Raw genomic sequence first — 13,539 nt, 5'->3', positions numbered from 1 at the left:
AAAGCTGGCATTTGTTTTACTTTTGACAAACATAAAGTCAAAATTAAGAATTCGTTACGCTGCAGATGGACCGGTACAGCGAATCGACGATTATACCTGAAGAAAGGACTTTAGATGCTCTTAGCGACGGCTCTGTTAATAATTGGTTTACTGCTGGTAGTCTACAGCGCCGATCGTCTGGTCTACGCCGCTTCAATACTTTGCCGCATGATAGGGATCCCCCCGCTCATTATCGGGATGACGGTGGTCAGTATCGGCACCAGCCTGCCGGAGATCATCGTTTCCGCCGCCGCGTCTCTGCACGGACAGACCGATCTGGCGATCGGCACGGCGCTCGGATCCAATATTACCAATATATTATTAATACTCGGCCTCGCTGCCTTGTTGCGTCCATTTACCGTGCATTCTGATATCCTGCGCCGCGAGTTACCGCTAATGTTGCTGGTCAGTTTGCTGGCAAGCTTTGTGCTGTACGATGGGCAGCTGTCCCGAATGGACGGTCTTTTCTTACTGGCGCTCGCCCTGCTGTGGCTGCTGTTTACGATTAAAATCGCCCGGCTGGCGGAACGTCAGGGCAGCGATAGCCTGACCCGGGAACAGATGGCAGAGCTTCCACGAGAAGGTTCGCTTCCCGTGGCCCTGCTCTGGCTGGGCGTAGCCATGATTGTGATGCCTATGGCAACCAGAATGGTCGTGGATAATGCTACCGTACTGGCAAACTACTTCGCTATCAGCGAGCTCACCGTCGGCTTAACGGTGGTGGCGATCGGCACCAGCCTGCCGGAACTGGCAACGACGATTGCCGGGGCACGAAAAGGGGAAGACGATATCGCTATCGGGAATATTATAGGCGCCAATATCCTGAATATCGCCCTGGTTCTCGGATTACCCGCACTGATCGCCCCGGGAGCGTTCGCACCGGAGGCCTTTACGCGCGACTACACCGTGATGCTGTTCGTCAGCGTGATATTCGCCCTGCTATGCTGGCGTCGCAAATGGCAACCCGGTCGCCTGGTCGGTGCGCTGCTGGTCGGCGGTTTTGTGGTTTGGTTGGCGATGCTGTACTGGGCAGCACCGCTCTTCGTTGAATGAATCGGGATAACACTATGTCGCAAATAGATTTGCCAACGGATTTTGACTTTCAACGGGTAGGACGCGAGGTCCTGGAAATTGAACGTGAAGGTCTGGCTCAACTCGATCAGTACATTAATGAAGATTTCACCCATGCCTGCGAGAAGATCTTCCGCTGCGCGGGTAAAGTCGTGGTGATGGGGATGGGCAAATCCGGCCATATCGGGCGTAAAATGGCGGCGACGTTTGCCAGCACCGGTACACCGTCATTTTTCGTTCACCCTGGCGAAGCGGCCCACGGCGATTTAGGCATGGTGACGCCGAAAGATGTGGTTATCGCGCTCTCGAACTCCGGCGAGTCGAACGAGATCCTGGCGCTGATTCCGGTGCTCAAACGCCAGCAGGTTCCCCTTATCTGCATCACCAGCCGCCCGGAAAGCAGCATGGCGCGCGCGGCGGACATCCACCTTTGCGTGAAGGTACTGAAAGAAGCCTGCCCGTTAGGGCTGGCGCCCACCTCCAGCACCACCGCCGCGCTGGTGATGGGCGATGCGCTGGCGGTTGCTCTGCTGGAAGCGCGCGGCTTTACCGCTGAAGATTTTGCGCTGTCGCACCCTGGCGGCGCACTGGGCCGTAAGCTGTTGCTGCGGGTCAATGATATTATGCATACCGGTGATGAAATCCCGCACGTCAATGTGCAGGCCACCTTGCGTGATGCGCTGCTGGAAATCACGCGTAAAAATTTAGGCATGACGGCTATCTGTGATGATGACATGAACATCATCGGTATTTTCACCGATGGCGACCTGCGCCGGGTATTTGATACCGGTGTCGATATGCGTAATGCCCGTATCGCTGACGTCATGACGCCGGGCGGCATTCGCATTCGCCCCGGTATTCTTGCCGTCGATGCGCTGAACCTGATGCAATCTCGCCATATCACCTGTGTGTTAGTTGCCGATGGCGACCGCCTGTTGGGTGTGGTACATATGCACGATCTCCTGCGCGCAGGCGTAGTGTAAGTAAGGATAAAATAATGAATAATGCTGATGCTCTGCAGGAAACCTGCTACGGGCCAGTAAGCCCTGAGTTTATCGATCGGGCGGCGAAGATCCGTTTATTGATTCTCGACGTAGACGGCGTGCTGTCCGACGGTCTTATCTACATGGGCAACAGCGGTGAAGAGCTGAAGGCGTTTAATGTTCGCGACGGTTACGGGATTCGCTGCGCGCTGACCTCAGGTATTGAAGTCGCGATTATTACCGGACGAAAAGCTAAACTGGTAGAAGATCGTTGTCAGACGCTGGGCATTACGCACCTGTATCAGGGGCAGTCCGATAAACTGCTGGCATTTCGCGAATTATTGAGCAAGCTGGCCGTTCGTCCGGACGAAGTGGCCTACATCGGCGATGATCTTATCGACTGGCCGGTGATGGCCGAGGTCGGCTTAAGCGTGGCAGTGGCGGATGCGCACCCGCTACTGATACCGCGAGCGGATTATGTTACCCGCATCGACGGTGGACGCGGGGCGGTACGCGAAGTCTGCGATTTGTTACTATTGGCGCAGGGCAAGCTGGATGAGGCCAAAGGGCAATCAATATGAGTAAAACCAGACGTTGGGTTATCATTTTACTATCGCTGGTCGCGCTTATTCTGATCGGCCTGAATCTGGCGGGTACGGACGATACCATTCAGCAAGAGATCGGTCCTGATGACCCGACCTATACCAGTGAACATACCGACACCGTTGTTTACAGCCCGGAAGGGGCGCTTAACTACCGCTTAATCGCCGAGCATGTGGAGTATTTTTCCGCCCAGGAAGTATCGTGGTTCACCAAACCGGTGATGACCACGTTTGATACCAACAAGGTACCCACCTGGTCTATCAAAGCGGATAAAGCCAAACTGACTAAAGATCGCATGCTGTATCTTTACGGAAACGTCGAGGTGGACGCGCTGAGCGCGGACTCTCAATTGCGCAAAATTACGACGGATAACGCCCAGATAAACCTGGTGACGCAAGATGTTACCTCTGATGACATGGTGACGTTGTACGGGACGACATTTAATTCCAGCGGCCTGAAAATGCGCGGAAATTTACGCAGCAAAACTGCCGAGCTGATTGAAAAGGTTAGAACCTCTTATGAAATTCAGAACAAACAAACTCAGCCTTAAGGTTGCGCTCGCCAGCGCCTTACTGGCCGCCAGCCTGCCGGCACTGGCAAAAACCGGCGATACCGATCAACCGATTCACATCGAATCCGATCAGCAGTCACTGGATATGCAGGGTAATGTCGTTACCTTCACCGGTAATGTCGTCGTCACCCAGGGAACCATTAAAATCAACGCCGATAAGGTGGTGGTGACCCGTCCTGGCGGTGAAAAAGGTAAAGAAGTGATCGACGGTTACGGTAATCCGGCAACCTTCTACCAGATGCAGGACAACGGCAAGCCGGTGAAAGGCCGCGCGCAGAAAATGCACTATGAATTGCAGAATGATTTTGTGGTGCTGACCGGCAACGCGCACCTGGATCAGCTCGACAGTAACATCCAGGGCGACAAAATCACCTATCTGGTGAAAGAGCAGAAAATGCAGGCGTTCAGCAATAAAGGCGGACGCGTGACGACGGTTCTGGTTCCTTCGCAGCTGCAAGACAAAAGCACCAACCAGCAAAAGAAGGGTAACTAATTCGTTATGGCAACATTAACCGCAAAGAATCTCGCCAAGGCGTATAAAGGCCGCCGCGTGGTGGAAGATGTCAGTCTGACCGTCAACTCTGGCGAGATCGTTGGCCTCCTCGGGCCGAACGGCGCCGGTAAAACCACGACCTTCTACATGGTGGTCGGCATTGTACCGCGCGACGCTGGCAACATTATCATCGACGATGAAGATATCAGCCTGCTGCCGCTGCATGCCCGCGCGCGTCGGGGTATCGGCTATCTGCCGCAGGAAGCCTCCATTTTCCGCCGCCTGAGCGTGTACGATAATTTAATGGCGGTGTTGCAGATTCGTGACGATCTCAGCAGCGAGCAGCGTGAAGACCGCGCGAAAGAGCTGATGGAAGAATTTCACATCGAGCATCTGCGCGACAGCCTCGGTCAGGCGCTGTCCGGCGGTGAACGCCGCCGCGTTGAAATCGCCCGCGCGCTGGCCGCTAATCCGAAATTCATTCTGCTGGATGAGCCTTTTGCCGGGGTTGACCCCATTTCCGTTATTGATATCAAACGCATTATCGAGCATCTGCGCGACAGTGGTCTTGGCGTGCTGATCACCGACCATAACGTCAGGGAGACGCTGGCCGTCTGCGAACGCGCCTATATCGTCAGCCAGGGTCATCTGATCGCCCACGGCACCCCGCAGCAAATCCTTGAAGACGAGCAGGTTAAGCGCGTGTATCTTGGGGAAGACTTCAGACTCTGATAGGGTAGAGGTTACAGACGTTTTAGCCGGAGATATTAGCCCTGAATATGAAGCAAGGTTTGCAATTAAGGCTAAGCCAACAGCTTGCCATGACGCCACAACTGCAACAGGCTATTCGCTTGCTGCAGCTGTCCACGTTAGAACTCCAGCAAGAACTCCAGCAGGCGCTGGAGAGTAATCCGCTGCTTGAGCAAACCGATCTTCACGAAGAGGTAGAAACCAAAGAGGTCGAGGACCGCGAATCGCTGGACACCGTCGACGCTCTTGAACAAAAAGATATGCCGGAAGAGCTGCCGCTCGACGCCAGCTGGGATGAAATCTACACCGCTGGCACTCCGTCCGGAAACGGCGTTGACTACCAGGACGACGAACTGCCTGTCTATCAAGGCGAAACGACCCAAAGCCTGCAGGATTACCTGATGTGGCAGGTTGAACTGACGCCGTTTACCGACACCGACCGCGCCATCGCCACGTCGATTGTCGATGCCGTTGATGACACCGGCTATCTCACCATTCGGCTGGAAGATATTGTCGAGAGTATCGACGATGACGAAATTGGTCTCGAAGAAGTTGAAGCGGTGCTAAAGCGTATTCAGCGCTTTGACCCGGTCGGCGTCGCGGCAAAAGATCTGCGCGACTGTCTGCTGGTTCAGCTTTCCCAATATGCCAAAGAGACGCCGTGGCTGGAAGAAGCCCGACTGATCATCAGCGATCATCTCGATCTGCTCGCCAACCATGATTTCCGCTCCCTGATGCGCGTCACCCGACTGAAAGAAGAGGTGCTGAAAGAAGCCGTTAATCTCATCCAGTCCCTCGATCCGCGCCCCGGTCAGTCGATCCAGACCAGCGAACCGGAATACGTCATTCCCGACGTACTGGTACGTAAGGTCAGCGGTCGCTGGGTAGTGGAGCTTAACTCCGACAGCATCCCACGCCTGAAGATTAATCAGCATTACGCGGCCATGGGCAACAGCGCGCGCAATGATGCAGACAGCCAGTTTATCCGCAGCAACCTGCAGGAAGCTCGCTGGCTGATCAAGAGTCTGGAAAGCCGCAATGATACGCTGCTGCGCGTCAGCCGCTGCATCGTCGAACAGCAGCAGGCCTTCTTCGATCAGGGTGAAGAGTTCATGAAACCGATGGTGCTGGCGGATATTGCTCAGGCCGTCGAAATGCATGAATCCACCATTTCACGCGTTACCACCCAAAAATATCTGCACAGTCCGCGCGGTATTTTTGAGCTGAAATATTTCTTTTCCAGCCACGTGAATACGGAAGGCGGCGGCGAGGCATCGTCGACGGCCATTCGTGCGCTGGTGAAGAAGTTAATCGCCGCGGAGAATCCCGCGAAGCCGTTGAGTGACAGTAAGCTGACCACCATCCTGTCCGAACAGGGTATCATGGTGGCACGTCGTACCGTCGCTAAGTACCGAGAGTCTTTATCCATTCCGCCATCTAACCAGCGTAAACAACTGGTTTGATACAACCGATAAGGAAGACACTATGCAGCTCAACATTACAGGACACAACGTCGAGATCACCCCTGCACTGCGTGAATTCGTTAATGCGAAGTTCAGCAAGCTGGAGCAGTTTTTCGACAGGATCAATCAGGTCTATATTGTGTTAAAAGTAGAGAAGGTGACGCAAATTGCGGATGCCAATCTGCATGTCAACGGTGGCGAAATCCATGCCAGTGCGGAAGGGCAGGTTATGTATGCCGCTATCGATGGACTCATCGATAAGCTGGCAAGACAGTTAACAAAACATAAAGATAAACTAAAACAACACTAATTGTCCGGGCGCCGCCCTTGCCTGCTGCCGGCTTTCATCGGCGGCAGGCGAGGGGCGCGCTCAGGTGAAATTATGATGAACAACGATTCGGCTCTACAACTGAGCAACGTCCTTAACCAGGAATGTACCCGTAGCCAGGTTCACTGCCAGAGCAAAAAGCGCGCGCTGGAAATCATCAGTGAACTGGCAGCAAAACAGTTAGGTTTGCCACCGCAGGTGGTGTTTGAGGCGATCCTTACCCGCGAGAAAATGGGCAGTACCGGGATTGGCAACGGGATTGCCATTCCGCACGGCAAACTCGAAGAGGATACGCTGCGCGCCGTCGGCGTGTTTGTCCAGCTGGAGACTCCGATCGCCTTTGATGCCATCGACAACCAGCCGGTCGATCTGCTGTTTGCGCTTCTGGTCCCGGCTGACCAGACCAAAACCCATCTGCATACGCTGTCGCTGGTCGCAAAACGACTGGCGGATAAAACGATTTGCCGCCGCCTGCGTGCGGCGCAAAGCGATGAAGAGCTGTATGAGATCATCACCGAAGCAGGAAGCAACGATGACGTATAACGGCCGTCGCCCCCTACCCTTTATCGTACTGAGGAGAAACGGTACATGGTACTGATGATCGTCAGCGGCCGCTCAGGCTCGGGGAAATCCGTCGCTCTGCGGGCGCTGGAAGATATGGGCTTCTACTGCGTAGATAACCTGCCGGTAGTGCTGTTGCCTGAGCTGGCGAGATCGCTGGCCGACAGAAACATCTCTGCCGCCGTCAGCATTGACGTGCGTAACATGCCGGAATCGCCAGAGATCTTTGAACAGGCGATGAAAAATCTGCCTGAGGCATTTTCCCCTCAGCTGCTGTTCCTTGATGCTGACCGCAATACGCTGATCCGCCGCTACAGCGACACCCGTCGTCTGCATCCGCTATCAAGCAAAAATCTGTCGCTGGAAAGCGCGATTGACGAAGAGAGCGCCCTGCTGGAGCCGCTGCGTTCCCGCGCCGACCTGATCGTCGATACTTCAGAGATGTCGGTACATGAGCTGGCGGAAATGCTCCGTACCCGTCTGCTCGGCAAGCGCGAACGTGAGCTGACCATGGTCTTTGAATCCTTTGGCTTTAAGCACGGTATTCCGATTGATGCCGATTACGTCTTTGACGTACGCTTCCTGCCAAACCCGCACTGGGATCCGAAACTGCGTCCAATGACCGGTCTGGATAAACCGGTGGCCGCCTTCCTTGACCGGCACACGGAAGTTCACAATTTTATTTACCAGACCCGCAGCTATCTTGAGCTATGGTTACCGATGCTGGAAACCAATAATCGCAGCTATCTGACGGTGGCGATTGGTTGTACCGGCGGTAAACACCGTTCGGTCTACATTGCCGAACAGCTGGCTGATTACTTCCGCTCACGCGGTAAGAACGTGCAGTCTCGCCATCGGACGCTGGAAAAACGCAAATCATGACCGTAAAGCAGATCGTTGAAATCACCAATAAGCTGGGGATGCATGCCCGCCCGGCGATGAAGTTGTTTGAGCTGATGCAGAATTATGATGCGGAAGTCCTGCTGCGCAACGACGAGGGGACGGAAGCGGAAGCCAATAGCGTCATTGCCCTGCTGATGCTCGACTCAGCCAAAGGTCGGCAAATCGAGATTGAAGCCAACGGTCCGCAGGAAGTCGAGGCGCTGGCAGCGGTTATCGCGCTGTTCAACGCCGGTTTTGACGAAGACTAAGCATTCCCGCCTCTTCCCCGGCTGTACAACGCTGACCGGGGCTATTGTTTCTGTCGTGACCTCACTTCAGCTTGTTCGCCTGCATAAATCCTTCTCCGCCTAACTGACGCATCTGACGCAGGATCCACGCCTGCCGACTGCGGACATAGCCGGACGGCGCATCGGCGCGAAAGCGAATCGGGTTGGGCAATACTGCGGCCAGGAGCGCCGCTTCAGAAGCGGTTAACTTGCTCGCAGGCTTGTGAAAGTAGCGTCGGGATGCCGCTTCGACACCGAACGTCCCTTCCCCAAATTCCGCGATATTCAGGTAGACGGTCAGAATCCGTTTTTTACTCCATACCGTCTCAATCCCTACCGTTAACCCTGCCTCCAGCCCTTTGCGCAACCAGCTGCGGCCATCCCACAAGAACAGGTTCTTCGCCGTTTGCTGCGAGAGCGTGGAGGCGCCGCGCACGCGGTTTTCCTGACGTTCATTGTGCGCCAGCGCTTTCTCTATCGCTGATACATCAAAACCCCAGTGTTCGGGGAATTTTTGATCCTCCGCAGCGATTGCCGCCAGCCCCATCCACGGCGAGATCTCGTCCATCCCGACCCAGTCGGAATGGGCGACATAATGAAAATCACCGCTCAGCCATGCGCCGATTTGTCGCTCGAGCATAACGGCTGAAAACGGCACCGGCAGTATGCTAAACAGCGCGATGCCGCCTCCCCAAAAGGCTGTCGCAATCAGCAGAATGCGCAATAAAAAGCGTTTAATCATTCGCAACGGGGCCGAACGCACGCTCATTCAGTCAGAACCAGCACGCGAGCCACCAGCTTCTCAATCCCGCTTGCCGCTTCCGCAATGTTCTGCGCCAGCATCCAGGCCGGGGTCGTCACCACCTTATGCTCTTCATCGACGACGATATCATCGACCGGGCAAGGAACGTGTTCTGCCCCCATCTCTTCCACCACCTCAGCGGTATCAAGATCGGTGCCGATGGTTATCCGCAGCGGGATCGGGAAAATTTTTGGCAGCAGCGCCGGGGCGATACACATAAAGCCCAGGGGCTTGCCCGCTTCATGCATCGCCAGCGTCAACGCCTTCAGGTCGCTATCGATCAGGCATTCGGCCCCTTGCGAGGCAAAATTGCTGAGGTTCTTCGCCGCGCCAAATCCGCCAGGGACAATCAGCGCATCCAGATCTTCCGCCCGGGCCGCCGCCAGAGGCTGAATATCGCCACGGGCAATACGCGCGGCCTCAACCAGAACGTTGCGGCTTTCGGCCATCGGCTCACCGGTCAGGTGGTTGATCACGTCCGTTTGCGCTTTATCCGGGGCGAAACAGAGGGCCTGTGCGCCGCTACGGGCGATCGCCAACAGGGTAATGACCGCTTCATGGATCTCCGTTCCGTCATAGACGCCACAGCCGCTCAATACCACGCCAATCTTTTTCATACTGCCAGCTCCTTAGTGCAACTTGCTGAAACCAGTCAAAAATTTTGATTTACACGCATTGCTTCACATATTTTACTGATTCACGTAACAAATTATTTAAGGTTTGCTATCTTAATGAGCGAGCAAACCAAATCCTCAGGTTGCGCTACGTAAAAATATCTCTAAAAATTCTGGCGCAACGACCAGTTCCCTGGTGTTGGCGCAGTATTCGCGCACCCCGGTTTATCCGGGGTCATTTTTTATGTGCCGCAACCCATGCCTTCAGCACGGCCACATCGTTCTGCCACTCGGATTTCATCTCTTCCACCCATTCACCAACGTTATCCGACCACGCCGGCAAGTCCGGAGTCTGAATCTGCTGTCCAAGCTGTTGAATATGCCGCAGGCCAATAGACCCCGCCGCGCCTTTAATTTTATGCCCTTCATCGACGATCCCTTTCTGGTCGCGAGCGGTCAGATTAGACTCCAGTACCGCCATATAGCCCGGCATCATCTTCTCAAAAACCGCAAGGCCATCGTTGATAAGCTTTGGCCCCACCAGCTCGATATACTGCTCAAGCATTGGGATATCCAGCACGGATGCCGATTTACTCACATCCACGGTCGGCATTTCGCACTCATCCTCTTCCGGCGAATCCCAGAATTTTTTAATCATAGCCGTAAGCGCCGGCACCGATAGCGGTTTACTCAGGACGTCGTCCATGCCGGCATCGAGATACTCTTTTTTATTTTTCAGGACGTTGGCGGTCAGGGCAACCAGAGGCGGTAGCTCGTCGGCGGCAAAGTGCTGCTTAAGATGACGAGAAATATCCAGACCCGTCATATCCGGCAGCTGGATATCCAGCAGCACCAGGTCGTACTCGCCCGGTTCAAACATCTCCAGCGCGGCCTTACCGGTCATCGCCACATCGACGCTGTTGCCCAGCTTCTCCAGCACCGAGCGCGCCACAATCACGTTGAGCTCGATATCCTCGACCAGCAGCACGTTCAGCGCCGGCAGGGGCATCTCATCTTCAGTCAGCATATCTTCCACTTCTTCCGCCACCGCCGGCGCATGCACGGTCAGCGTAAACGTGGCCCCCTGGCCCGGCTGGCTGGAGACGTTAATGTCGCCGCCCATATTGCGAGCCAGACGACGCGATACGGCAAGACCGATCCCGGTGCCTGTCGCAGGCTTGCCACCGTGGCTGTCTTTCACCTGATAATACATCGCGAAGATCTTATCCTGCTCGGCTTCGGGAATGCCGATGCCGGAATCTTCCACTTCAAAATGCAGGATATCGCCTTCATCGTAACGAACGCGAACGGTGACGTTGCCACCTTGCGGGGTGAATTTCACGGCGTTACTGATGAGGTTCCACAGAATCTGCCGCAGACGCGTCCCGTCGGTCACCACTTTATGCGGCAGCGGCAGCGTCGGATCCAGGACAAAGCGCAGCCCTTTCTGTTGCGCCTGCAGGCCGGAGAGGTTTTCCAGATCGGCCAGGAAACCGGTGAAATCGACCTGCTGATTATCCAACTGGACTTTGCGCCGTTCCATTTTATCCATGTCGATAATATCGTTGAAAATATTCCCCAACGTGACGGCGGAAACATGGATAGTTTTGAGGTATTTTTCCTGCTCACCGGTCAGCTCGGTATCCAGCAGGATACGACTCAGCCCGACGATGCCGTTAAGCGGCGTGCGCAGTTCGTGGCTGATCGTTGAGATAAAGGTGGTCTTATCGCGGCTGGCGCGCTCCAGCGCATCCTGGTAGCGCTTACGTTCGGTAATATCGCGGCCAAAGCCCATCAGTCCACGGCGCTTGCCGACGCGGTCATAGTAAGGAACCTTGCGGATTTCAAAGCAGGCTTTACGCCCGTCCGGATAATCCAGCCACTGCTCGTAGGTCAGCGACACATTATGGCGGAAGACTTTTTCGTCAGTCTCCAGCACTTTAACCGCCGCCTCTTCGTTATAGACATCCTGAGGTTTCAGGTGGATAAGCTGCTTTTCACTTTTCCCGGTCAGTAGTTCCATCGCCCGGTTACAGCCAGAAAACTCTTTGTCTTCATTGCGATAGAATACCAGGTCCGGTGAGGCATCAAGGAAAGAACGGAGGAAGGAGGATTGCTGTTCCAGCTGAATTTGCGTCTCTTCACGCTCTTTCATCTCAATCTTCAGCTGTTCCAGCGTCGTCTCGCGTTCGGCTTCCGCCTTTTCACGCTCGCCAATCTCCTGATTGAGCTGCGCGATATTATCTTTGAGCTGCACGTTAAGCTGCAGGTCGCGCTCGCGCATCTCCTCCAGTTTTTCCACCAGCCGGGAGAGACGCTGCCGCGACTCTTCCAGTTGCTCCACCACCACCGACAAAAAGTAGACTGCCCAGGGGGTTATCAGCAGACCAAAGAAGATAGAGCGGATAACGTCGATGCTCTCAACCTGGCCATGCAGAACCATCGTGACGGCCATCTGTACCACAATCGCCAGCACCACCAGGGCAAGGGCCAACAGCATGGAAAAACGCACCAGACCCAGCTTCATCATCAGGTCGACATAGTACTGCGCCAGCATACGGATTTGCTTCATAAGGGATTCCTTCGCGACAACTCCGCACAATAATACCCAATTCTGAGCAATACGCTGTAAGTTGTGCAAAAAATGCGGGCGCCCTTACTCTAAAGCTGCGCGCGGCACCCAGGCTTGTCCCAGCGCCGAGCCCTGCACGCCATGTTGGTTGAGATAGCGGTCGAGTTCAACCATCCCGGTCCAGCGATTCTCACACCACAGGGGGGCCAGCAGCGTCGGCCGCCGGGCGCTGGCGGAAATGCGGTGATAGATAACCTCAGGTGGCGTGTGGCGAATCATCTCCCCGGCAATTATCGTATACTCATCCAGCGCAATCGCCTGCAACCGCCCCGCCTGCCAGGCTTTGGCCATCGTACTGCCGGTGACGATATGCAGCGGATGCAGTTTGATACCATCCACGCCGGTATCCACAACCTGTTCCAGCGTTTGCAGGCAATGGCTCTGCGCCTCGCCCGGGAGCCCGACTATCAAATGCGCGCAGACCTTCAGCCCGCGCTCACGCGCCAGCCGGGTCGTACGCTGATAACAGGCAAAATCATGCCCACGATTAATCCGCTGCAGCGTTTTGTCATGCGCCGTCTGTAAGCCTAGCTCCAGCCACACTTCGTAACCCTGTTCCCGATAGCCGCTGAGCAGATCCAGTACCGCCTCCGGGACGCAGTCAGGACGAGTGCCCACGCACAGTCCAACGATATTGGCCTGACTCACCGCCTGCTGATACATCGAGCGCAGTACCTGAACTTCGGCAAAGGTGCTGGTGTAAGCCTGAAAATAAGCGAGATAGCGCTTTGCGCGATTAACCCTCTGCGCCTGATGTGCCAGCTGTTCAGCAATAGAGTGGTGCTGCTGCTCTTCGTCAGCAAAAGAGGCAACGTTGCAGAACGTGCAGCCTCCGCGGCCGATGGTGCCATCGCGATTCGGGCAGCTAAACCCGCCATGCAGCGTCAGTTTATGAACCTTTTCGCCATAGCGCCGCGAAAGATCCCCACCAAACATATTGACTAATTTCTGTAACTGCATAATCTGATAGACCGGCCTGAAGAAAGGGGCCAAGCCTGCCATTTTTAGCCACCGACGGCGATGACCTGGATCAATCGTCAGCGCGGCCGCTCAGCTCATTGCATAAACACTCAAGATAACTGCAATTTCATTCACTCACTCTGTGATGACTTTTCCTTATACTTAACCTCAGGTTTGCCATTATCTTCATCAGGGCAAAAAACAGTGTTATTTACCGCCTTCAAGGTAACAGGCAGATAAATACTCTGCGATAAATAGGCAGTTCAGCACAGATCGATAATGTTACGCTATCGATATAGTGAGACAGATCACACTAGATTATGCTTTCCGCTACGTTTCAGCGCCGCTTAAAACACAACTATTATCTTAATTATCATAATGTTAAACCCTGTATAGCACATTTTTGTATAAATAAGATTGCCATTTGACGTAAGTGCGGATTCCCGATAAGTTGGGAATCCGCTGGAAGCTTTCTGGATGAGCACTCTGCTCATCATATT

Annotated in this window: 15 protein-coding genes; 11 read left to right on the top strand and 4 right to left on the bottom strand. The window is 54.6% G+C overall.

Annotated elements, in window-relative coordinates; translation table 11 throughout:
• Positions 1-114: 114 nt before the first annotated feature.
• The 11 genes from AC007G_RS04795 (at position 115) to npr (ending at position 8,013) form a co-directional block, all read left to right on the top strand.
• Positions 115-1,092: a calcium/sodium antiporter gene (locus AC007G_RS04795; RefSeq protein ID WP_032690568.1), complete on the top strand. Its 978-nt coding sequence runs from the start codon at positions 115-117 to the stop codon at positions 1,090-1,092.
• Complete coding sequence (kdsD, locus tag AC007G_RS04790) at positions 1,089-2,093, top strand: arabinose-5-phosphate isomerase KdsD (protein ID WP_369804298.1); 1,005 nt, start codon at positions 1,089-1,091, stop codon at positions 2,091-2,093. The genes AC007G_RS04795 and kdsD overlap by 4 nt, the downstream gene beginning before the upstream one ends.
• Positions 2,094-2,107: 14 nt before the next feature.
• Positions 2,108-2,674 carry a 3-deoxy-manno-octulosonate-8-phosphatase KdsC gene (kdsC, locus tag AC007G_RS04785; protein WP_032690566.1) on the top strand — a complete coding sequence of 189 codons (567 nt, stop codon included), beginning with the start codon at positions 2,108-2,110 and terminating at the stop codon, positions 2,672-2,674.
• On the top strand, positions 2,671-3,246 hold the full coding sequence (lptC, locus tag AC007G_RS04780; RefSeq protein WP_032690565.1) for an LPS export ABC transporter periplasmic protein LptC: 576 nt from the start codon (positions 2,671-2,673) through the stop codon (positions 3,244-3,246). Before kdsC ends, lptC begins: the two co-directional genes overlap by 4 nt.
• Positions 3,215-3,760 carry a lipopolysaccharide ABC transporter substrate-binding protein LptA gene (lptA, locus tag AC007G_RS04775; RefSeq protein ID WP_032697434.1) on the top strand — a complete coding sequence of 182 codons (546 nt, stop codon included), beginning with the start codon at positions 3,215-3,217 and terminating at the stop codon, positions 3,758-3,760. The genes lptC and lptA overlap by 32 nt, the downstream gene beginning before the upstream one ends.
• 6 nt (positions 3,761-3,766) lie before the next feature.
• Positions 3,767-4,492, top strand: a complete 726-nt coding sequence (gene lptB / locus AC007G_RS04770) for an LPS export ABC transporter ATP-binding protein (RefSeq protein WP_004206203.1) — start codon at positions 3,767-3,769, stop codon at positions 4,490-4,492.
• Between the two features lie 47 nt (positions 4,493-4,539).
• Positions 4,540-5,973, top strand: a complete 1,434-nt coding sequence (rpoN, locus tag AC007G_RS04765) for an RNA polymerase factor sigma-54 (RefSeq protein WP_032690563.1) — start codon at positions 4,540-4,542, stop codon at positions 5,971-5,973.
• A gap of 22 nt (positions 5,974-5,995) precedes the next feature.
• Complete coding sequence (gene hpf / locus AC007G_RS04760; protein ID WP_479466551.1) at positions 5,996-6,283, top strand: ribosome hibernation promoting factor; 288 nt, start codon at positions 5,996-5,998, stop codon at positions 6,281-6,283.
• 72 nt (positions 6,284-6,355) lie between these two features.
• The gene (ptsN, locus tag AC007G_RS04755) at positions 6,356-6,844 is read left to right on the top strand and encodes a PTS IIA-like nitrogen regulatory protein PtsN (RefSeq protein ID WP_015585655.1); all 489 of its coding nucleotides are present in this window, start codon (positions 6,356-6,358) and stop codon (positions 6,842-6,844) included.
• A 45-nt stretch (positions 6,845-6,889) separates the two neighbouring features.
• On the top strand, positions 6,890-7,744 hold the full coding sequence (gene rapZ, locus AC007G_RS04750) for an RNase adapter RapZ (protein ID WP_004868172.1): 855 nt from the start codon (positions 6,890-6,892) through the stop codon (positions 7,742-7,744).
• Positions 7,741-8,013 (top strand): PTS phosphocarrier protein NPr, encoded by a 273-nt coding sequence (npr, locus tag AC007G_RS04745; protein WP_004868176.1) that lies wholly within the window; start codon positions 7,741-7,743, stop codon positions 8,011-8,013. The genes rapZ and npr overlap by 4 nt, the downstream gene beginning before the upstream one ends.
• Positions 8,014-8,074: 61 nt before the next feature.
• On the opposite strand, the gene mtgA is transcribed toward npr, so the two are convergent.
• The 4 genes from mtgA to mnmL form a co-directional block, all read right to left on the bottom strand.
• Positions 8,075-8,800 carry a monofunctional biosynthetic peptidoglycan transglycosylase gene (gene mtgA / locus AC007G_RS04740; protein ID WP_032690562.1) on the bottom strand — a complete coding sequence of 242 codons (726 nt, stop codon included), beginning with the start codon at positions 8,798-8,800 and terminating at the stop codon, positions 8,075-8,077.
• Complete coding sequence (gene elbB, locus AC007G_RS04735) at positions 8,797-9,450, bottom strand: isoprenoid biosynthesis glyoxalase ElbB (protein ID WP_032690561.1); 654 nt, start codon at positions 9,448-9,450, stop codon at positions 8,797-8,799. Before elbB ends, mtgA begins: the two co-directional genes overlap by 4 nt.
• Positions 9,451-9,682: 232 nt before the next feature.
• A complete protein-coding gene (gene arcB, locus AC007G_RS04730; protein WP_142629945.1) occupies positions 9,683-12,019 on the bottom strand; it encodes an aerobic respiration two-component sensor histidine kinase ArcB in 2,337 nt (778 codons plus the stop codon).
• A gap of 84 nt (positions 12,020-12,103) precedes the next feature.
• Positions 12,104-13,039: a tRNA modification radical SAM protein MnmL/YtqA gene (gene mnmL, locus AC007G_RS04725; RefSeq protein WP_049266998.1), complete on the bottom strand. Its 936-nt coding sequence runs from the start codon at positions 13,037-13,039 to the stop codon at positions 12,104-12,106.
• Between the last annotated feature and the right edge of the window lie 500 nt (positions 13,040-13,539).

The organism is Klebsiella sp. CSG-1 (genome assembly GCF_056521145.1).
This window is presented reverse-complemented; position numbering and strand designations above follow the sequence as displayed.